The following is a 22,446-nucleotide window of genomic DNA, read 5'->3' as shown; positions in this document are numbered from 1 at the left end:
ACTAATTGAGTAAATTGATCAGCAGTGTATTTTTGATCTTAGGATAAATACATTATTTTTGTATTTATCGTGCTCATTTTTCTAATTTCCATCAAATCTATTTTTATTCGAGGTAAATAATGAGTGTAAATTTATAAACTTACTTTTAAAAAGTAATTTATGTAACTACACTAGTACCTACCTATTATATATCAAGCTTTTTGATATAAAAGTTACTCATTATTTAGTTGTAAATTAACTTTTTGTTAACTTTATTAGAGTTTTTAATAATTCAGTGTAATTTAATGTGGTGAAAAATAAGTTAAAGCTATATAAATGATTATTAATCATCATATTCATTTTAGCCATTTTTTTGCGATGTTTTACACCTAAATTTAATGAATTTAGTATTACAATCAAGGCGTTTTAATGTTCAAGTTAAACACATTATTCCTTTCAGTTGCAGCAGGAATGCTTGTAACGGGTGTATCTAACCCAGTAAACGCAAATGGACTTGAATTAAAAGCAAGTAAAGTTAAAGAAAGCTCTGCAGACATTGAAGTTATTGAAGTATATGCGCAAAAAAGGGCGCAAAGTATAGTTGATGTTGCTGTTGCTGTTACTGCAATTGATGGTTCAGATATTGACCGATTACAAATTAAAGATACTACACAACTGGCTAATTCAGTCCCCAATCTGAAAATTACGAATAATGCGGGAGAAGGCACACCACCAGCATTTAGTATTCGTGGCGTAGGTATGATCGATTATAACACTTCTACTATTTCCCCCATTGCTATATATAGTGATGGAATTGTTAGTGGCAGCGCCAATAATTTATCAATTAACTTATTTGATATTGAGCAAATAGAAGTATTAAGAGGCCCTCAAGGCACATTATTTGGTCGTAACACAACAGGTGGCGCCATACTCTTAATGTCTAAGCAACCTGATGCTGAATTTGGTGGTTATATAAATGCGAGCATAGGGCAATATAGCTATCGTTCAGTAGATGGTGCGATAAATATTCCTTTATCTGATACCACAGCAATGAGATTTGCTTTCAATCAAGACGATTATGATTTTTCCACTAATAACTTAATGGAGGGGTCTCCTGATGGGGGATTAAAACAGCAAAACTTTCGTTTGATAGTGAAATCTGAACTTGATGATGTCACTATTTTAGCTAAAGTTCATCAGGAAAAATGGTCAGGAAAGCCTAAACCTATTGCCAGTAACGGCATTTTAAATCTTGATGGTTCAGGAATGTGCACGCCAGAACAAGCTGGCTCTGACATATGTATGGACGCATTTGGCGGACAAGTGGGTGGCTCTGATTTTTGGGATGTGAAAGCCGATACCGCTGATAGAAATCACGAAAGTGATAGTTGGGGAGCAAGTCTTAATGTTCAGTGGCATATAAATCCAAATATTGACCTAACGCTTATCAGTGGCTTACGAGACTTAGAGCGAGATCATTTGTGGGATTCGGATGGTATCGGTAATTATATTGAAGGCTCTATGGGCACAGGTAACCGACTTGTTTCCCATGAGTTAAATATAGCCTACCATTTAAAGCAGGTATTTTGGCAAACGGGTCTATTTTATTTAAGTGAAGAAACCAAGCAAAATAATAGTTTTGATTTATTTCGTGATTTTAGAGCTATACCTCAATTAGCAACTAACGCAGCAGAGTATCGTTATAATAATGTATTGAAAAATAGTTCAATGGCTATTTATTCGCAGTTAGATTACCAGGTCACTGACGCTACAACGTTAACTACTGGATTACGCTATACCGATGAGAGCACTAAATATCATGCAAATGCAGATCTTGATATTATCACTGGTTTGATTCCCGATTTATGGGATTTTAATGGTGAGGTTACTGATGGAGAATGGTCAGGAAAATTAGCCTTAACGCAAAAGCTAAATGCTTATAATAGTCTTTATGTAAGCTATACACGCGGCTATAAAAGTGGTGGTTATAATGGGGGCTATTCTACCAGTGAATTACAAGCGCGAGATTCAGAATATCAAGCAGAAAAACTTCATGCTTATGAGGTGGGAGGAAAATTACAAAATATTATTCCCTATTTACAATTAAATATTGCTGCATTCTATTATGATTATCGAGAACAGCAGGTGTTTGTTAATATTCCAAATAGTGTGGTGCCTTATCACGTGTTAAAAAATGCCGGTGATTCGACTATCTATGGTGCCGAATTAGAGATGGCTTATACACCTACGAATAATTTACAATTTAATATTAACGTGGGGTATTTACCCAAGGCGAATATTGGCCATTATCAAAAAAATAATATCTTAGTTGATGATAACCGTCTGCCATTTTCTTCAAAATGGAATATCAGTGGTTCTGTTCTTTATGAAACACAACTTGCTGGAAAAATGCTGACTTCACAATTAGGCTTTGACTATCAGTCAGATTTTTACTTTGATCAGAATGAAAACATTTACACCGAGCAGAAAGGATATACCCTTGCTAATGGGCGTATAAGTTATCAGGCAAGTAATGCTTTATTATTGTCACTTTGGGGGAAAAACCTAACCAACGTTGAGTATGCTGAATTAAGGTTTGATTCTATTGCCGCTTTAGGCGCTGTAACAGAATTAAAAGGTGAGGCAAGGCAATTGGGTGTTGAACTTAATTACAAATTTTAAACAAACCTTAACGAGCTAAATGTAAGGCCCCTATTAAGGGGCCTTATTATCTATACCAAATAGTTATAGACATAGTCTTCAGTTATATATTACCTTTAGACAAAGGAGGTGGTTTACCACTAAAGGTTGTAAATTAAAAAACTAAAAAGAGAGACAACGCAATGAAATGGAAGTTACTTTGGCCTGTTTTACTCACCTTTCTTGTGCCCTTAGTTGTGGCATGGTTTAAATATCCTACTCATTTACCTCCAGGTTTTGGAGAGTTTCCTCCAACCTATGGAGGAGAAGTCCCTAGCTTTAGCCTTTCGTATTTTTTAACCATGCTTGCGGGCGTTATATATATTGGTGGTTTAATTCTTGTTCCTCAGTATTTTGGCTTTAAAGGCGCTCCTGTCGTTCCTCGACCTAAATCTACTGTTAGCTTGCCTTGGTGGTTTTGGGCTGGCGGAATGGTTATGGGCTTTTTTTGGTGGTTAATGTGGACTCGTGTTACACCTTTTGGTGATTTGGTCTTTTGGGCGTTTACACCGCTGTGGTGGGGCTTTATTTTCTTTTTAGACGGTATTGTTTATAAAAGAAATAATGGTGCATCACTGTTTTCAAAAAAACCAATTACTTTATTGATTAGTGGTTTAGTGTCTATATTAGGCTGGGCATATTTTGAATTTTTTGATTACTTTGTCTTAGGTAATTGGTATTACCCAAATGCCGAGTTTATGACGTGGTCAAAAACCATATTAACAATTGAGTTTTTAATTACCTACTCAACTGTTACCCCTGTATTATTTCAATGGTACAATTTACTCAAAACATTCCCTTCAATGAACGCTCGCTATCAAAATGGTCCTAAAATGGTGCTCAAAGGTAATACCATGATTTTGATTGGTGCTGTGCTAATTGGTGCGATGGTTTATTGGCCGTTTCCATTGTTTTGGGCAGTATGGATAGGTCCTTTTGCGGTTATGACAGGCATCTTACTAAAATATAATATTTGGAATCCCTTTACCGATATAGCCAAAGGTAACTGGACAGCAGGTGTACTTATTGGTGTTTCCTCATTGCTAAATGGTTTCTTTTGGGAGATGTGGAATTATGGGTCAATGCATCCGAGTGCAGAGCCTATAACAAACCCTAATTATTGGGTTTATAATATTCCTTATGTGGATGTCATTCACATTTTTTCAGAAATGCCTTTGCTGGGGTACTTTGGTTACATTCCTTTCGGTGTTTTAGTCTGGCAAGTATTTATTTGGAGTGGGAAGTTGTTTAACTTCAAAAGTGAAATTTTGATTGAACCTATACCAAACACCCCAAATAAAGATGGTTAAAATAACTGGTATTCATCCTTTACCTTCATGTGATGAAGGTAAAGGATGTTCGAATATTAATCTCGTTGAAAAACGGATGTTGGTTCAAATTAACATTATTTTTTAAACTTCGTACTTATCTTATTTGAAATATCTATTGACGTTATTTCCAACAATTTTAGTTTATTTATGTAACAACTCCTTGTATGATAGCGCTGTCATTTTTTGTATTTGTATAGGTTGTTATGAAAAATTGTATTCTTTTAGTGATTTATGTCGCCCTATTATCGTTATCAACTAGCCATAAAAGTATTGCTGGTGTAATTGATTTTGGGGTGGCTCAGCAATATACCATGGCTACAGGTGGTAAAACGTCAAGTATTATTTTAGGTAGTGAAGCTGAAATTTTTGGTGGTGTTGGTGCCGGCTGGTACTTAGCATTAGCTTCAGGCGCTAAAGTTCATGGTAATGCATGTTCTGATACCTTCTCTATAGGTGCTGGTGCTCAAATTGATGGTTCACAGAGTTCTTGTGGGCAATTAGAAAGTGATATTTCAAATGCGAATCTTCAAGCGTCTTTGTTTACAACTAGTGCTCAACACCTTGGGACAATAGATAAAACGACTACTTTAGATGCCAGCCTTGAAAACAATTACACGATAGATTCTTTATTATTAAGTAGTGGTGAGTATTTAACGATCAACGGAAGTAGCGCAGATCAGATTGTTATTAATATATTTGGTGATGCTAAAGTTGGTTCAGGTGCAGGAATACTACTGTCAGGAGGCTTAACTTCTGCTAATGTTATATTTAATTTTATCAATAAAAGTGTAGGGTTTTCAGAGTTTAACTTTGGTGGCGCAGACATTAGTGGTACCTTTCTCGCTGATAAAGGCGCATTCATTTTAGGCGATGGCGCGACATTGAATGATGTGAGATTTTATACTAACCATACTATTTCAGCGAATGTTCAGGTAGTTAGAACTGAACTATCGCCTACTATTCCAGATGATAATATAGTGATACAAGTACCAGAATCTCAGACGTATGTACTATTAGTTATTGGGTTGTTTTTCTTATTATTTACAGCAAATGCTAAACGCGCTTAACGTGAATTATTAAGCGAATATCAGGCGTTGATAATTAAAAAGCCGAGTAATTAAACTTACTCGGCTTTTTGCATTTTATTGGTATTTGTAGGAGATATTAAAGTATTTTAGCAATAGATTGTGCTAAATAATCAATATTAGTCGGTGCAATACCAGCGATACTCATACGGCTAGAACCTACCATGTAAATGCTAAATTCATCTTGTAGGCGTTGCACTTGCTCAGGAGTAATACCCAAGAATGAAAACATGCCTTTTTGACGAGTTATAAAACTAAAGTCGCGTGTTACACCATTTTCAATCAACTTATCAACAATGACTTGTCGATTGCCATTTATGCGATCGCGCATTTCTTTTAATTCAACATGCCATTGCTGGCGTAGTTCATCAGAATGCAGAATGGTTTCAACTAATGCAGCACCGTGTGCTGGCGGCATAGAGTAAATACAGCGTACAACTGATAATAAGACTGAATTAGCAATATCAGCATTTGCCGCTGAATTTGCAATTATGGTCGTTGCGCCAATACGTTCACGGTATAAGCCAAAGTTTTTTGAACATGAACTACAAACGATCATTTCTTCAACGCTATCAGCCATAAGGCGTAAACCGTAAGCGTCTTCATCTAGACCATCACCAAACCCTTGGTAAGCCATATCAACGACAGGTAACCATGCTTTCGCTTTGGCTATTTCTGCAACTTGTTGCCATTGTTCATTGGTTAAGTCCATACCACTTGGGTTATGACAGCATGCGTGCAATAACACAGCATCGTCAGCACTGACTTCTTTAAGTGCGGCTAACATGCCGTCAAAGTCTAAGCTTTTATTTTCATAATCATAGTAAGGATATGTTTTTACCGTTAAGCCTGCCGCCTGAAATAAACCAGTGTGGTTAGCCCATGTTGGGTTGCTTACCCAAATTGTTGCACCTGCTTTACAAGATTTAATAAATTCGGCAGCAACACGTAATGCGCCTGTACCACCAGGAGTTGATACCGTGCGAGCACGATTTTCAATTAACACTTTGTGAGAGCCAAATATTAATTTGCTCATCTCGTTGTTAAATAACGGTGAGCCGGCTGGACCAATGTAAACTTTGGTATCTTCATTATCGTGACGATATTTTTCAGCTTTTTTTACACAACCTAGAATCGCTGTGTGTCCAGCTTCATTTTTATATACTCCAACACCCAAATCAATTTTATTTGGATTTGAATCTTCACGATATTTTGCCAATAAACCCAAAATTGGATCGGCAGGTAATGCCTTTAAGCTACCAAACATTTCTCCGTTTACCTTATAAAAAGAGTGGAATTGAACTGAGAATGCGCCATCGCACTTTCAGTAGAGTTAATTCCCTATTGTTAAAGGGCAAGCATAGCCCTATTAAGGCTATTTTTAAAGCATTTAGGCGAAAAAAATAGTGAATTTATATGCCAATAAAAACTAATAAATAGTGTAAAGATGTATGAAAAGTTTTATCAAATGATAATTAACATAAAAAGTTTAATATTTAAAAATTATTAGTGATCGCGGCAATAAAGCCAATCGCTCCACCAAAAACACCTCCCCAAACAACTAACCAGCCTAAATGCTGGCGGATCATGCTTTGAATAATCTCTTTTACTAATTGTGGGGTGAGTTCATTTAATCGCTTTTCGATAATATCACTGACTTTATTTTGTATGCTAGATATCATATTAGGTTGTTCTAATTCTTCTCGCAATAAGGTGCTAAACGCGTCGCTTTGAGACAAGTCAGACATTGTTTCTTTCATTTTTTCAATAAAAGGTTCTCTTAGTGGCTGTAATGCCTCACTTCCTCCAACCATTGCTAACATGCCGCCAAATGAAGAGGTTTCAATAACTTTTATTAAATTATCAAAAGCGGGTGATAAATCGACTTTTTCGATAATTGGCGATAAATCTATATTACTGGCTTTACCGCTACTATTTGAAAGAAACCGGTCAATATTTTCTTCAGTAAAAAATTGTTCCATCATTAAATTACGGATACCTGCTTTAAAGTCTTCAAATCGAGCAGGAATTACACCAGAGCCATATAAAAATGGGACTTTTTCAAATAGCATATGTATAGCTAACCAATTGGTTACCGCTCCTGATAAGGCAAATAAACCAACAGCGAATAAAATAGGTTGTGTTAAGAAATGACCCGCTATTATGGCAATTAATGCGAGAAAGTTAGTGATAAAGCTTTTATTCATTATGTTCTGCACTGGTTGTAAATTGGCGTTATTTTATCAAGCAAAACTAAAAAGACCAATTACTTCATATTGATAAAGTTTAACTAGCATCAAGACGTGGTATTTGCTTTACTATCCGATAAGTATTAAAAGCAATTTGTGAGATTATGAAGATAACGATTACAATCTTGAACGCCTCTGTTACATCAATTTTTGCATTTTTGTTTTCGATTGTTGCTCAGGCGAATGAATGGCGTGCGATTGACCCAAGTAATGCGGTATTACTTACTTTACCTCATGGTAAAGTTGTAATCGAATTAGCACCTCAATTTTCTCCTAACCATGTTAAACAGTTTACTGAACTAGCCCGTTCTGGTCATTATAATAACGCTAAATTCTATCGCGTTATTGATGGTTTTGTTGCGCAAGGTGGTCCTAAAGATGGCAGTGCTGTAGATAAGGCCGTACCTTTATTAGCATTCGAGGGGGAGTTTTCTACGGATAAAAATTTCGAGTTTACTCAGGTACAAACTAACGATATGTTTGTAGAACAAACTGGCTTTAAGGACGGGTTTGCCTTGGGATATGATTCGAAAGAACAAAAAGCATGGATGTTACATTGTCCAGGTGTTATTGCCATGGCCAGACAAACGGGTGCAGATACTGCTACCAGTCACTTTTATATAACAATTGGTCAGGCAACACGTTATTTAGATCGTTTAATGACGGTTTTTGGACGGGTTGTTTATGGTATGGATAATGTACAAACCATTAAGCGTACTGCAGTTATTGATGGTGATATAGCGGTTGAAGAAAACGATTATACATCGATAATTTCCATGCAATTAATGAGTGATGTGCCTGTAAAAGAACGTATTAATATTGAAGTGGCAAAAACAGATACTGATGATTATCGAAAAAAACTGCACGATCGTCGAATACGTGAAAATGCATTCTTTTTTAAAAAGCCGCCTCCAGTGTTAGATATATGTCAAACACCCGTACAAAGTAGGATTGTAAAATAGTTTAATTGGCTTTACGCATAATCTAATGTTTGGTTTAGTCTTTATAAGGAATTCACGATGGATAAATTGTTTTTAGGAATAGGAAACCATGTGGTTTGCTTAAATAAAAAAAATGGTGAGGAGCTATGGAAAACAAAAGTAAAAAGTTCAATGCTCACCAATGTATATTATGAAGACAACTGTGTTTTTGCTTATTCAGGTGGGCATTTGTTTTGTGTAAATGCATCTGATGGTAGTATTTTATGGGAGAATACATTAAAAGGTTTGGGTTATGGCTCCTGTATTATGGCTAGTGAGCAGCAAAGCTCTTCAGTGATAAGTGGAATAGCAGCACAGCAAGCGGCAGTATCGACCGTGGTTATTGCTGGTTCGGCTTCAACAACCACTGCTGGTAGCTAAATTAAATAACACTATAATGTTTAAATTATTTAACGTTTAGAGCTATCGCCTTTAAACGTTAAATAAGTACCTATTCCTGCAAGTAAAACCACTAATAATAAACCGATAACTCCTAAGATTTGATCTAGTGATTTTATACCCGTCCAACGTAAATAATGTATGTCATAAATTGTATTGATAAAATCTGTATCTTTACCTTGCTGGCGTAGAGAAAGTTGTTCCCAGTTGAGGTTTATTCGTACATCAGTCGACGTCAAAATTTCATAACCATTAACTGTGACTATTTCACCATAACGCGAAGGATTATTTTTAATCGCATCATTAACTAGAATCGTTATTTTTTCCTTGGAGATAGAGTCTAAAGGCTGAAAAGTCTCTGGATTTAACTGTTGCCAACCTTGAGCATTTTTGATTAACAAGTGATCGCCCAAAATAGTTTTTACTTGTTTTATGGCGAGCCAATCATGTTGTTCTGGTAGGGTAATGTTCTTGTTCAGCAGGTAGTGTTGAATAAAAAGCGGTTGATAAGCTTCTTGATAGCCAGGTTTGAAATAGAAAAAAATACCTGTAATTGCCCATGCGATAAAAGGTAGCAACATGAAAAGTCCTAATATTTTATGTAAAGTACGCATGAAACATTTCCTTGAAAATTAAACCAAATATTGCACCAAAATTGTGCGCCGGTGCGAGTTTATTGCAAATATGCTAACCAAAGATAAATGTTAACCTTGGAATTTTGTTGTTGATTTTAAACTTATTTCTTTACTATTCATATCGTTAACTACTTTGTTATTGAAAAAGGTGTTCTTGGCATAAGAGTTGAAATGAGTATATCTACGAAATATTTATTGGGGATAACTGTTTATGCTTGCTACGTTTATTGAACAACATCATTTACCCGATACATTTGAACAAACAATTAACCGTTATTATCAGCCCATTGCTGAGCAATTATTGTTTGAATATCAAAATTCAATGAAGCCTTTATTTGTTGGTATAAATGGCTGCCAAGGCAGTGGGAAGTCCACCTTTGCCGCATACCTTGCTGAATACCTTGGTGAAACAAAATCGCTTAATGTTGTCGTAATGTCACTAGATGATTTTTATCTATCTAGTAGCCAACGACAACAATTAGCTCAAAGTATTCATCCATTATTATCAACACGCGGTGTGCCAGGCACGCACGATAGTGAAGCAATGGCCGATATATTTAGAAAATTTACAAGTAAAACAAGTGGTTTTCTGATCCCAAGGTTTAACAAAGCTATGGACGAACCTTATGAGAAATCTCTATGGCAACAAATAAGTCAACCTGTTGATATTGTTCTCTTCGAAGGTTGGTGCTGGGGGGTAGAAGCGCAATCAACTTCACAGTTGAACACACCGATTAATACATTAGAAAAAACACATGATCCAGAAGGAATTTGGCGAAATTATGTTAATCAACAATTAAAAGATCATTATCAACCTCTGTATCAATACATGAATTATTGGTTAGTTTTACAAGCGCCGTCATTTGACTGTGTGTACCAATGGCGGCTAGAACAAGAAGAAAAATTAGCAAAAAAGACGAAGCTAAGTGCAACGAACAAAGTAATGACACCTGAACAGGTATTTGAATTTATACAATACTTTCAACGATTGACTGAGCATGGTATTGCAACGCTTGGGCAGTCAGCTGATGGAGTACTTGTACTCGATAGCAAACGTAATATCATAGACTTCGCCTGTGGGGAAACTAAATAATGCCAGAGCGTGTTCTTATATTTACTGATCTAGATGGTACCCTGTTAGATCATTATACGTATAAAGCTGATGCTGCCCTGTCAACTCTGGCACAGTTAGCAGCTGTTGATATACCAGTTATTTTAAATACAAGTAAAACCAAAGCTGAGTTAACTGCTATTACAAAAGAATTAGCAATCACGACACCATTTATTGTAGAAAATGGTGCTGCAGTCTTTATTCCTATATCTACGTTTGCTCAGCAACCTGAAGATACAGTGCAAATCGATAATTATTGGGTTAAATCATTTTGTTTACCACGTCAGCATTGGTTAGATCTATTAACAGAGCACTGTCAGGCTTTTCACAAAAACTACAAAGGATTCTCGCAATTAACGGTTGAACAATTAATAGAGTTAACAGGCTTAACACAAAAAAAAGCAGAGCAAGCAAAGCAGCGCTTATTTGGAGAACCTTTACATTGGCAAGGCAGTGATAGTGAAAAAGAAGACTTTATTCAATTACTGTGTGATTTAGGTGCAAACGTACTTCAAGGTGGGCGATTTTTACATGTAAGCGGTTATAGCGATAAAGGGCAAGCTATGATTTGGTTAGCCAGCTTATATCGAGATTTTTATAACGATAACGAAGTGGTCACTATTGCTTTAGGGGATGGTGATAATGACATTGCTATGCTTGAAGCAGCAAATATTGCAATTCAAGTTCGCTCGCCAGTTAATGATTTCCCCGTATTAAAAAGGCAAGTTTCAACAATTAAAACCCAAGGATATGGTCCACAAGGCTGGGCTGAAAGCTTACAGCAACTTTTATCTTCAAAACTTACTAAGGGAGCATAACTATGGCTGATTTTTATCAAAATGGCATGGTGACAACGTTACATAACCTATCACAACGAGAACCTGAAAGTTTAGAGGCGGATCTATTAGAATTTTCTAAAGTAAGACCACTGGGCTTGATACTTCCTTCTCTGTTCTCTGAATTAGAAGGTAAAGCATTACCTGATATTATTAATAAAATTAAAGGTGTTGAGTATCTTTCTGAAATAGTTATTGGTTTAGACCGCGCGGATGAAGGGCAGTATCGTCATGCGTTAAAGTTTTTTGGACAATTATCACAACATCACAGAGTGTTGTGGAATGACGGGCCTCGATTACAGGCACTTGATGCTAAGCTGCAAAAACTGGGATTAGCACCAAAAGAATTAGGTAAGGGAAGAAATGTTTGGTATTGCATGGGCTATATTTTAGCATCGGGTAAGGCCGAATCTGTTGCCTTACATGATTGCGATATTTTAACTTATGATCGTCAACTACTTGCTCGCTTATTATATCCTGTGGCTAACCCTATGTTTAACTATGAGTTTTCGAAAGGGTTTTATGCACGCGTTGCGGATGGAAAAATTAATGGTCGAGTGTCACGGTTATTAGTAACCCCATTAATTAAAGCATTAAAGAAAACGGTAGGGCATTGTGATTATTTAGACTATATGGATAGTTTTTTATATCCGTTAGCAGGTGAATTTTCTTTTCGAAGAGATGTATTGAATGACTTACGTATTCCAAGCGACTGGGGCTTAGAAATTGGTGTCTTGTCAGAAATGCATCGTAATTATTCATCAAACCGATTGTGTCAGGTTGATATCGCTTCTACCTATGATCATAAACATCAAGACCTTTCATTAGATAATGAGAATGGCGGCTTATCAAAAATGTCGATTGACATTAGTAAGGCACTTATACGTAAATTAGCAACACAAGGTGAAACCTTTACGACTGAAAAGTTTAGAACATTAAAGGCAACTTATTATCGTATTGCTCTTGATTATGTAGAAACGTATCGTAATGACGCCATTATGAACGGCCTGTCTCTTGATATTCATAATGAAGAAAAGGCGGTAGAAATGTTTGCGCAAAATATTTTAACGGCGGGACACACCTTCTTAGAGCAACCGATGGAAACACCCTTTATACCTTCTTGGAATCGAGTGGTGAGCGCAATGCCCAATGTATTAGCTGAACTTAAAGAAGCGGTTGAATTAGATAACGAAGAATTTTCGGCAGAAAAAGGTACTTATGCAAATGCAGGTTAGCCCGTTAGCGCAAAAACTAGCGCAACAATTAAGTATGATATATCAAGAGGTTAAACTTAATGAGTCGGTAGATGAATTAGCAACGTCATTAATCACATTAATGCATATTGATGCTAACGCATTGCCACCTGAGCCATTTTGTAATCATTGGACAGAAGAGGATGTTGTACTGATCACTTATGGTGACAGTATCATTGAAGATAATTGCCCGCCATTACAAAGCTTGCATTGCTTTTTAGATGAAAGCATTGGTTCAAGTATTAATAGTGTACATATTTTACCATTTTTCCCGTATAGCTCAGACGATGGTTTTTCGGTTATTGACTATTCTTCAGTAAATGAGTCCCTCGGTAGTTGGCAAGATATAAAGGCAATTTCTGAACAATGGCACTTAATGTCAGATCTCGTTATAAATCATTGCTCTAGCCGAAGTGCTTGGTTTGATAATTTTATTAAAGGTGAAGGTCAGGGCTCTGACTATTTTTATACGGCTTCACCTGAAGATGACTTATCGGCAGTTGTGCGTCCTAGAACCTCACCTTTATTACGTGAAGTTGAAACGGGTAAAGGAACACAGTTTGTATGGTGTACTTTTAGTGAAGATCAAGTGGACTTTGACTTTAGAAATCCAGAGGTTTTAAAAAGCTTTGTGAGCATCATTAGGCAATACTTAGATGCTGGCGTAAAAATATTTCGTTTTGATGCCATTGCTTTCTTGTGGAAAACTATTGGAACATCCTGTATTAATTTACCGCAAACTCATGAGGTAGTGCGTTTATTAAGAACCTTAATCGAGCATGCCAGAAATGACGCGGTTATTATTACAGAAACTAATATTCCTAATACGCAAAACTTAACCTATTTCGGTAACGCGAACGAAGCTCATGCCATTTACAACTTTTCGTTGCCACCCTTATTGCTTAATACATTAATAACCGGTAATTGTTTATATTTAAAACGTTGGCTAATGAGCATGCCACCTGCTCAAGATGGGACTACATACTTTAATTTCATTGCATCACATGATGGTATAGGTTTAAGACCTGCCGAAGGTTTACTTAGTGATGAAGAAATACAAATTTTGACAACTACGGTGCAAGATTTTGGTGGAAAAATATCGTGGCGTACATCCGACAACGGACAGCAAAAACCGTATGAAATGAATATTTCTTTATATGATGCATTACAAGGAACTATTTCTGGTCCGGATCAATGGAATTTTGAACGCTTTATGTGTGCTCATGCCATAATGCTTGCTCTTGAAGGCATTCCAGGTATTTATATTCATAGTATGCTGGGTACACAAAATGATTATCAAAAACTGGAAAATACTCATCATAACCGATCAATTAACCGTCATCGATGGCAAGTTGATGCATTAGAAAAGGCGTTAACGGATGAAAGCATGCATCATGCTAAGGTGCTTTCTAGTATGAAAAACTTATTAGATATTCGTATTAAGCAATCAGCTTTTCATCCTAATGCGACACAATTTACGTTACATTTAGGTTTACAGTTATTCGGCTTTTGGCGACAAAGCTTAGATAGAAAACAACGAATTTTTTGTATTAGTAATGTGACCGACCAGCCACAATTATTACCGTTAAGTGAACTAAATCTAATTATTACCGAAAGTTGGTATGAGTTAATTACTGACAGTGAAATTACTGAATTAACTCAAGAGCTGACGCTATTACCTTATCAGAGTGTTTGGATATCGAACAAAGGACATAATGGTTAAATTAACTATTATCAGAACAATAGAGTCAAATTATTGAAATACTGGAGTTTGCCAAGTTTGGTATACGCCGTCACTTGTTACGGATGCCACAGTAGTAGGGTTAATAAAGCGCACACTAAGTACTGAAGAACGTATTTTGTCTTGGGGTTTAAATGTTGTCCATTGAGCCGCTAATTCGCCTGTTGTTAGTCGCCAAAGTTGTAGTTTTTGTCTTGGTCCGCCAGTAAGGAGCCATTGTTTATCGGGCGAAAACCGTGACTGATTAAACTCAATAAATCGTACTGAGCTTTGTAGCGTTGAAAATAGCTGTCCGCTTGGCAATAGCCAAAAAAATCTGTCGTCAATTGCATCTAATGAAAAAGCTAACTTAGCGTCATTGCTCAGGGTAACATGATTCACTCGCATGCTATGTTTAAATGACTTTTTTACTTCACCATTTTGTGTTTGCCAGAGTTTAGCTGTTTTATCGCTTGAACCGGTGAATGCTAATTGACCATCATCAGAGAGGTCCACACTATTAATGTCGAGACGATGTATATCATAAGTTTTAATTTGATTATCGTGAACACCGACAACACTGACTTGCCCATTACGAAAGCCTAATATGATAGTTGAATCATCAGCGGACATCGCGATATCGTTAATAATATTATCACCCGCAGACCATACTGTTATTAATCGACCAGTCTCTAATTGATACAAGTGCACATTAACGCGGTTAGAGGTAAAAAAATATTTATTAGATTTTGAAATACCAACAAGCTCAATTAGTTGCCCCTCAAGACCATTAAGGCATTCATATACTTTTATATTTTTAGTGTTGTCCCATAAGCACACATGCTGATTATTACTAAGCAGTGAGTAAGTTCCATCGTTAGAAATATCAGCCGCTTTTAATATCTCTTTTTCAGTGTAATGCTGAGTAACTAACGCCGGTGATTCTAATAGGGTGTTGTCACTGCAGCTACTTAAAATAAAATTGATAAATACCAAAAATACGATTGTTTTAACTGACTTGAAACGGGAGTTTAAAATGGTAGATTTCATCTTGATTATAGCCACCTTCGTACACTTTTTTTATAGTTACTATACGCATTACCAAATATTTGTAATAGGGCCTTTTCTTCCGGCTTAATTTGAAATTGGTTTATAAATACAACAAATACAGGAACGCATACCAACGCCTGAATTGTTGAAAGATAAATCCCCAAAGCGGTTAACATCATTGCAAAACTTAAATACATTGGGTTTCGAGAAAAACCATATATACCAGAAGTTACTAGTGATGAGCTATTATCGGGTTTTATAGGGTTTACCGTTGTTTTTGCTTTTTTAAAACGGTAGCTACTAGCGAGAAGTATGAGAAACGCTAATGATAAAAAGCTTAATGAAATTAATATATTATATTTGATATCAATAGTTTGTTGCTCAAATACATGTGCTGTTAGCCACATAAAACCTGCAAAGCATACTAATACGAGTAAAGGTGGAATTTTCAGCTCAAAATGCTTCATCATGTTATTATTTATTAAGGTAATTAATATGCTCAAATTAACTATTTTTATCTATTAATAAATTTTCAATGGTTAGTATCATATTAATAGAAAATAATTTAATAAGTTTATGTGACATTGAATTTAAATCACCTAAACATTTTATGACAAAAGCTGTTTCAGTGCCGCGTTTAGACTGATAGTAGAAACAATAATATGGTGGTGCTATAACGTGAGTTTTATTAGCAAAACACTGCTGTGCATGCATTACTATCGGCTGAGTATTTTGTATCAGCTTACTGTCATCAACAAATAATGCTTTTGATTCGTTAATAGAAAGGTTCCAATGATTATTATTAGATCTGATCATTGAAAAAGCGGCACTATCTTTTATTAAAAAGTGGGTGTTTTCTGTATTAAGCACACTTTTAATTTGTTGTAATACAGCATTTGACAGGTCTATTACACTGTCAATTTGCGTCATATTATTGATGGAATCGATTAACGCTTCTAGGCCCTTCTGATAGTTTTTTATACGAATTAAATCTCGATATGAACGTAAAGCAATATGGATAGCATGATTTAATGTGCTGATAGTTGTTTTGGTTTTTTCTTTATAGCCATCAATATCATAATTTTTAATGACATCGTTTTGCGGGGCTGTACCTGGTTGACCGGTTCGCAAAATTATACGGGTGTAATGGTTATCTAATTCTTCTCTAATATATTTTACAACATCAAGACCTGCGTGATCAGATTCCATCACAACATCTAAAAAAACTAAAGCAATATCATCGTGCTGTGAAAAATATTTTTTTGCGTCTTTGCCACTATAGAGGTGAATAAACTCAAGTTTTTTATGCTCAAATTCAAATGAACTTAAGCTCATTTTAGTTATTTTGTGTACTTCGTCATCGTCATCAACGATAACCACTTTCCACGGGGGTAATGTGTTATCTGTTGTAGTAATTGTATCTTCTGCTAACCAATCCACATCTAATCCTTACTCTGGGCCGTTGATGTTATATTTAAAAAAAGTCTGAAAAATCAACAGTTATTCATTGTTCAGTATTATTGTTAAGTACTTCTAGTGTATGCCGATAATTTTATTTGTGCGAGTTATTTAGTGCATAACTCTACCCCTTGAAGTTGAAGATTAGAAGATAAAAAGAGTAGTCATATACATTGCTTACTTGCATTAAAGATTTGGGTTTAGTAATTTGGTGCGAAATAATAACAAAAACCTAAGGTAAACTTATGTCTGTAGACACTATATATAAAGTCATTCTCTATCCATTTATTACAGAGTCAATCGCTAGTTTAAAAGCGATGACTAATTTACAAGGTACTGCAGGCGATCCTTTTATTGATAATGTTGATGATTTTCGATTTAAAGGTTATGCGGTCTGCTCTGATGTTACAGGGAATTTAGATGGCGTAATTATGATGCATCATTACCCTGAAACAGCTATCGCAATAGGAAATTCTGTTTGTGAAAAAATGTTTGATGAGAAATATGAGCATACAGAAATTACAGAAGAGCTGAGTAATGCCTTAGCCGAATGGGGTAACACTATTGTTGGCCGTTCTACCGATTTACATGGTCGATACAGCTTAGAATATAATTTTTCTAGTCCTTATTTTGTGCATGATGTTAGTGATATGGCGAAGTATTTAGCAGGCGTTACAGAGGTTGTTACTGTGCCAATTACAGTTGAAGGTGTCGGGCGTTATTACTTTAATCTACTTGTACGTAGTGTTGACTATCAACAAGTCGGCATCAAGCGTGAAGAAAGTCGTGGTATTGAAAATACGCATACTACAACATTAGAGACAAGCAGTAAGATTTTATTAGTAGATGACAGTGCAATGATTCGAAAGGCACTAAAGCGTTATTTAGCGCAACTTGGTTACCATAATGTTATTGAAGCAGATGATGGCGCTAGTGCAGTTACAATGGTCGCCTCGGAATCGCCAGATTTTATGTTTATGGATGTTGTAATGGGTGAGGTTAATGGTGACGAAGCTTTACGACAAATACGAGCGGCTGGTTCAAATGTGCCAATTGTTATGCTTTCATCTGTGACAGATAAAGTCTTAGTTGATAAGTGTAAAGATCTAGGAATTTCAGGCTTTATTTTCAAGCCAATTCAAGCAGATAGCGGTGCTGAAATAATTAAAGATTATTTAAAAATAGCGTAATTAATAAGAGCTTAATTGAGTAAGACGATAAAAAAGGGGCGAAAGCCTCTTTTTTATTTATGATAGTTTTTGATCACTTTACCTGTATTTTTAAATTTTACATTTTAAAAACTAATACATTCCGATACAGTAGTGTATATCATCAAAGTACTTAGACAAACGAAGAAGGCCATGCCTGCCGTAAAAAATTTACATCGAACTGTAAAATCCAAAAATAAGCTAGCCCTTACTTTGATTGGGGTTCTGGTAACAGTTTCCTATTTTTTATTAATAGCACTAATTCACCAACAAGAAAAAGTTGCTGAAATTATTGATATTGCCGGTAGTCAGAGAATGTACTCTCAGAAAATAGCTCTATTAGCACAACATCATATAAATGTAATGAAAGGTGCTGGTGTTAATGAGCATACAAGGGAACGCTTACAGCAAACAGCAGTTGAGTTTGAGCAAGCTCAAGCCTACTTATCTAAGTTAATATATGCCCAAGTTAATCAATGGCTATTGCCATTAGATCGCAAACTCGTTCCCTTTTCTAATGCGTTAAAAGCCCGAATTAATTTATACATTCAAGCCGCTATCAAGTTAAGTAATACAAAAGGATTAAATGAAGCGAATGCTATTATCGAAGAACAGTTTCATCCGGAAACTATTGAGAAAATTCTAATTGATCTAGATGCTGTCGTACAATTATTAGAAAAAAACTCTCAGAGTAAGGCAGTAGAAATCCAGGTCATTAGCGTTTTTATTTGGCTTGGTGTTGTTGTTTCACTATGTATTATTTATTGGCAACTTTTTCGACCTATGCAACGGGGTATTGAAGAAAATTATCAAGAAATGTTGGACAGCCAAATTGCAAAAGAAGAATTAAAGCTTGCTATTGATCTTCATGCAATTGTATTTCGTTTTAGTATTCAGGGCGAGATAACGTGTATTAATCAACGTTTTACTGATTTTTATCAATATGAAGAGGATGAGATACTCAATAAGAATATTTTTTCAATTTGTGGCGATTCTTATCAACCTGAAGACTTTAAAAACATCTTTAGAGAGTGTCTAGAACAAGAATTTTGGCGTGGACAGTCAATTAATAAAATTAAAAGTGGTCAGGAACTTTGGCTAGATACAACTATTGTTCCAATAAAAAAGCATAACCAAAAAATAGATTCTTTTATCGTTATGCAAAATGATATTAATGGCATTAAACAAACAGAGCTTGCTTTAAACCAATTACATCAAATTACCTCAAGTGTTGATAAATCTATTGATGAAAAAATTCAAAGATTACTTGCTTTAGGTACCCAGTTATTTAAGTTGCCTTTAGGCATTATTAGTCAAATCAATGAACAAGAATATAAAGTGCTTTATTGTCATGTGCCCAATAATGAAATTAATCCTGGTGATGTTTTTGAAGTAGGAAATACATATTGTTCACATACCCTAACTTCAAATAGCCCTGTTGCTTTTCATCATGCAGGTCAAAGCCGTATTGCTAATCATCCCTGTTATCAAGACTTTGGTTTAGAAAGTTATATTGGTGTACCGCTTTATGTGGGCGGTAAATGCTTTGGCACTTTAAACTTTTCAGGGCCAGAATCATCCCCAAGCCCATTTACCGATAGAGAGTTAGAGTTAATACAATTATTTGCTAACTGGGTCGGTTTAGAACTAATGCGTTTAGCGCATGAGCAAGAGCTAAACTCACAACATACATTAGTTGAACAAATGGGAGAGCAAGCTCGAATTGGTGCTTGGGAGGTTGATTTAGTTAACGATAAGGTTTACTGGTCGAAAGTTGTACGTGAGATCCATGGGGTATCAGATGACTTTGAACCAAGTTTAGAAAGTGCGATGAATTTTTATAAAGAAGGAGAAAGTCGCGAAAAAATTCAAGCTCTAGTAGAAAAAGTCATGAGTGATGGCTCTTCATTTGATACCGAGCTACAAATTGTCAATACCAGTGGTGAATCCCTTTGGGTATCTGCGCGTTGCAAAGCAGTACTTGAACATGGTGAATGTGTACGACTATATGGTTCATTTCAGGATATCAATGAACGAATTTCTGCACAGCAATCACTTAATGATAGCAATAAGCGGTTAGAGTTTGTTTTACAGTCCACAGGCGTAGGTATTTGGGATTGGCTTATTGATGTAGACAAAATCATTATTAATGATCGTTGGGCAAGCATTCTTGGTTATACAATTAAAGAGTTAACGCCAGTAACACGTGATACATGGTTGTCACGTGCGCATCCAGAAGATGTACATTTACTTCAAGAAAAGCTTGATGCTTCTTATCATCATAATAACGATGATTTTTATATCTGTGAAATAAGAATGCAGCATAAAAAAGGGCATTGGGTTTGGGTGTTAGATACAGGAAAAGCGGTTGAATTTGAAAGTGATGGTAAACCCAAACGGATTATTGGCACCATGATAGACATTACAGACCAAAAAGAATCTGAAACACAGCGGGTTCAACATAATCGACGCATGAAGTTGGCGGCAGATGATGCTGGTTTTGGTATTTGGGAATATGACTTAATTGATGATGTCCTTGAATGGGACAGTTGGGTTTGTAAACTTTATGGCATAAAAGAGAGTGAATTTGACCAAAAACTCAGTACATGGGGTAGCTGTGTACACCCTGACGATATTGAATTAGCAACGCAAGAATTGCAACTAGCGATAGCAGGAAATACTAAGCTAGATACCCAATTTCGTATTGTTTGGCCAAATGGTGAAATTCGTCACCTTAAAGCGTCTGGTATTGTCAGTTATGACAAACAAGGTTCAGCAATATCGATAATTGGCACTAATTATGACATTACCGATCGCGTAGAGAATGAACAAGCATTAATTTCAGCTAAAGTGTTAGCTGAATCCGCTGTAAAAGCTAAAAATGAATTTTTAGCGAGTATGAGCCACGAAATTAGAACACCAATGAATGGTGTTATTGGCATGTTATCGTTATTAAATGATACTGACCTTACCAATGAACAAGAGCATCGTGTGGTTATTGCTAAAGAAAGTGCTAATTCATTACTTGTTTTGATCAATGACATTCTCGACTTTTCTAAAATAGACGCCAATAAACTTGAACTTGAAAACATTGAGTTTGATTTACATCAAATGGTAGGTGACTTTGCTAAAGCTATGGCATTGCAAGCTCAAGATAAAGGTTTAGAGCTTATTTTAGATTTAGTTGAAGTTAGTGAGAGTAAAGTGAAGGGTGATCCAAATCGTATTCGACAAATATTAACTAATTTAGTCAGTAACGCGATTAAGTTTACAAAAACGGGTGAAATATTTATTCGATTAAAGTTAACCTCTTATTCTCAAGAAGAGTGGCAGTTATCATTTGAAGTACAAGATTCAGGTATTGGAATAGCAAAAGAAAAACAGGATAGATTGTTCTCAGCATTTAGCCAAGTTGATGCATCTACTACGCGGGAATATGGCGGCACAGGTTTAGGCTTAGCTATTGTAAAAAAACTCTGTGAATGCATGCAAGGTAGTATTGCATTACAAAATAGCTCAGCTCAAGGGAGCAATTTTGTTGGTAATATCGTGTTAAATAAAGCCAAAAATGAAACTTCATCATTGTGTTGCAAAGCAGCAAAAAATGCACAAATATTGGTTGTCGATAGTCACTTGGCCAATGCGCAAACTATCCAGCGACAGTTACAAAAATGGCAGTTAAATGCACAATCAGCATCAACAGAAAAAGATGTATTTGCATTATGCCAAACGCAAAATGAAAAGCATCAACCTTTTAACTTAATTATTATTAGTTATGACATGTTTGCTACCAGCGAGCGTAATATTTTAACTTATTTAAAAAACCAAGCTAACTATCAGCAAATAAAGATTGTATTGATGACACCAATGGCGGCGAGAGTGACAGCAGAACACTTAGCTGAATTAGAAGTTGACCATTATTTTTCCAAGCCGGCTATTTCTTCTGATTTAATATTAGCACTTACCGCTTTAGAAAATGAAATTAAGCAGGAAGAGTTAAAAATTTCCCACGAGCAAAAAAGGGCGGATAAAGCGAAAGGGCATAGTTATGGCTGGCCAGAAAATGCCAAAATATTATTAGTAGAAGATAATCGCGTCAATCAAATGGTGGCTCAGGGAGTGTTACAAAAGTTAGGACTTTCGTGTGACATTGCTAATAATGGTGTCGAAGCCTTAGTTAAATTAAAAGAAAGTAGTGATGACAAACCTTACACATTCATTTTTATGGATTGCCAAATGCCTGAAATGGATGGTTATCAAGCAACAATAGAAATAAGAAATGCTACTGCAGGCGAGCGTTACCGAAGTATTCCTGTGGTAGCTATGACCGCTAATGCTATGGTGGGAGACCAAGAGAAATGTTTAGCGGCAGGTATGAACGATTACCTTTCAAAGCCAATTAATAAAGATAAAGTAATTGAACGTTTACAGCGTTTTTTAATCGTTTAGCCG

The 22,446-nt window shown here is 35.8% G+C and carries 17 protein-coding genes; 11 read left to right on the top strand and 6 right to left on the bottom strand.

The window, feature by feature from the left end:
- Positions 1-408 precede the first annotated feature (408 nt).
- The 3 genes from IE155_RS14415 to IE155_RS14405 all read left to right on the top strand — a co-directional run bounded on the left by IE155_RS14415 (position 409) and on the right by IE155_RS14405 (position 5,077).
- On the top strand, positions 409-2,661 hold the full coding sequence (locus tag IE155_RS14415; RefSeq protein ID WP_189378949.1) for a TonB-dependent receptor: 2,253 nt from the start codon (positions 409-411) through the stop codon (positions 2,659-2,661).
- Between the two features lie 161 nt (positions 2,662-2,822).
- Entirely contained in the window at positions 2,823-3,989 is a 1,167-nt protein-coding gene (locus IE155_RS14410; protein ID WP_189378948.1) for a mechanosensitive ion channel protein MscS, read from the top strand.
- Between the two features lie 224 nt (positions 3,990-4,213).
- Positions 4,214-5,077 (top strand): hypothetical protein, encoded by an 864-nt coding sequence (locus tag IE155_RS14405; RefSeq protein ID WP_189378947.1) that lies wholly within the window; start codon positions 4,214-4,216, stop codon positions 5,075-5,077.
- Between the two features lie 97 nt (positions 5,078-5,174).
- Here IE155_RS14405 and IE155_RS14400 read toward each other — a convergent pair whose 3' ends face one another.
- Both IE155_RS14400 and IE155_RS14395 read right to left on the bottom strand, forming a co-directional pair.
- A complete protein-coding gene (locus IE155_RS14400) occupies positions 5,175-6,362 on the bottom strand; it encodes an amino acid aminotransferase (protein WP_189378946.1) in 1,188 nt (395 codons plus the stop codon).
- Positions 6,363-6,591: 229 nt separating this feature from the next.
- Positions 6,592-7,302, bottom strand: a complete 711-nt coding sequence (locus tag IE155_RS14395) for a DUF445 domain-containing protein (protein ID WP_189378945.1) — start codon at positions 7,300-7,302, stop codon at positions 6,592-6,594.
- Positions 7,303-7,448: 146 nt separating this feature from the next.
- On the opposite strand from IE155_RS14395, the gene IE155_RS14390 reads away from it, so the two are divergent.
- Both IE155_RS14390 and IE155_RS14385 read left to right on the top strand, forming a co-directional pair.
- A complete protein-coding gene (locus IE155_RS14390) occupies positions 7,449-8,306 on the top strand; it encodes a peptidylprolyl isomerase (protein ID WP_189378944.1) in 858 nt (285 codons plus the stop codon).
- 57 nt (positions 8,307-8,363) lie between these two features.
- The gene (locus IE155_RS14385) at positions 8,364-8,705 is read left to right on the top strand and encodes an outer membrane protein assembly factor BamB family protein (protein WP_189378943.1); all 342 of its coding nucleotides are present in this window, start codon (positions 8,364-8,366) and stop codon (positions 8,703-8,705) included.
- Between the two features lie 29 nt (positions 8,706-8,734).
- Here IE155_RS14385 and IE155_RS14380 read toward each other — a convergent pair whose 3' ends face one another.
- On the bottom strand, positions 8,735-9,337 hold the full coding sequence (locus IE155_RS14380; RefSeq protein ID WP_189378942.1) for a PepSY domain-containing protein: 603 nt from the start codon (positions 9,335-9,337) through the stop codon (positions 8,735-8,737).
- A 232-nt stretch (positions 9,338-9,569) separates the two neighbouring features.
- On the opposite strand from IE155_RS14380, the gene IE155_RS14375 reads away from it, so the two are divergent.
- The 4 genes from IE155_RS14375 to IE155_RS14360 are packed head-to-tail and all read left to right on the top strand — an operon-like array spanning position 9,570 to position 14,281.
- A complete protein-coding gene (locus IE155_RS14375) occupies positions 9,570-10,451 on the top strand; it encodes a kinase (RefSeq protein WP_189378941.1) in 882 nt (293 codons plus the stop codon).
- Complete coding sequence (locus tag IE155_RS14370) at positions 10,451-11,287, top strand: HAD-IIB family hydrolase (protein ID WP_189378940.1); 837 nt, start codon at positions 10,451-10,453, stop codon at positions 11,285-11,287. Before IE155_RS14375 ends, IE155_RS14370 begins: the two co-directional genes overlap by 1 nt.
- 2 nt (positions 11,288-11,289) lie before the next feature.
- Positions 11,290-12,540 carry a glycosyltransferase family protein gene (locus IE155_RS14365; protein WP_189378939.1) on the top strand — a complete coding sequence of 417 codons (1,251 nt, stop codon included), beginning with the start codon at positions 11,290-11,292 and terminating at the stop codon, positions 12,538-12,540.
- A complete protein-coding gene (locus IE155_RS14360) occupies positions 12,524-14,281 on the top strand; it encodes a sugar phosphorylase (RefSeq protein ID WP_189378938.1) in 1,758 nt (585 codons plus the stop codon). Before IE155_RS14365 ends, IE155_RS14360 begins: the two co-directional genes overlap by 17 nt.
- Before the next feature lie 30 nt (positions 14,282-14,311).
- On the opposite strand, the gene IE155_RS14355 is transcribed toward IE155_RS14360, so the two are convergent.
- The 3 genes from IE155_RS14355 to IE155_RS14345 are packed head-to-tail and all read right to left on the bottom strand — an operon-like array spanning position 14,312 to position 16,768.
- The gene (locus IE155_RS14355) at positions 14,312-15,328 is read right to left on the bottom strand and encodes a WD40 repeat domain-containing protein (RefSeq protein ID WP_189378937.1); all 1,017 of its coding nucleotides are present in this window, start codon (positions 15,326-15,328) and stop codon (positions 14,312-14,314) included.
- 5 nt (positions 15,329-15,333) lie between these two features.
- Complete coding sequence (locus tag IE155_RS14350; RefSeq protein WP_189378936.1) at positions 15,334-15,798, bottom strand: methyltransferase family protein; 465 nt, start codon at positions 15,796-15,798, stop codon at positions 15,334-15,336.
- 34 nt (positions 15,799-15,832) lie between these two features.
- Entirely contained in the window at positions 15,833-16,768 is a 936-nt protein-coding gene (locus IE155_RS14345) for a DUF3369 domain-containing protein (protein WP_189378935.1), read from the bottom strand.
- A gap of 263 nt (positions 16,769-17,031) precedes the next feature.
- Between IE155_RS14345 and IE155_RS14340 the strand changes: the two genes are divergently transcribed.
- The gene (locus tag IE155_RS14340; RefSeq protein ID WP_189378934.1) at positions 17,032-17,976 is read left to right on the top strand and encodes a response regulator; all 945 of its coding nucleotides are present in this window, start codon (positions 17,032-17,034) and stop codon (positions 17,974-17,976) included.
- Positions 17,977-18,147: 171 nt separating this feature from the next.
- Positions 18,148-22,443 (top strand): PAS domain-containing protein, encoded by a 4,296-nt coding sequence (locus IE155_RS14335; RefSeq protein WP_189378933.1) that lies wholly within the window; start codon positions 18,148-18,150, stop codon positions 22,441-22,443.
- The last annotated feature ends 3 nt before the right edge of the window (positions 22,444-22,446 follow it).

The sequence above is a fragment of the Thalassotalea profundi genome, assembly GCF_014653195.1.
Classification (GTDB): domain Bacteria; phylum Pseudomonadota; class Gammaproteobacteria; order Enterobacterales; family Alteromonadaceae; genus Thalassotalea_B; species Thalassotalea_B profundi.
Note: the sequence above shows the minus strand (reverse complement) of the source record. Positions and strands in the feature narration are given on the sequence as shown.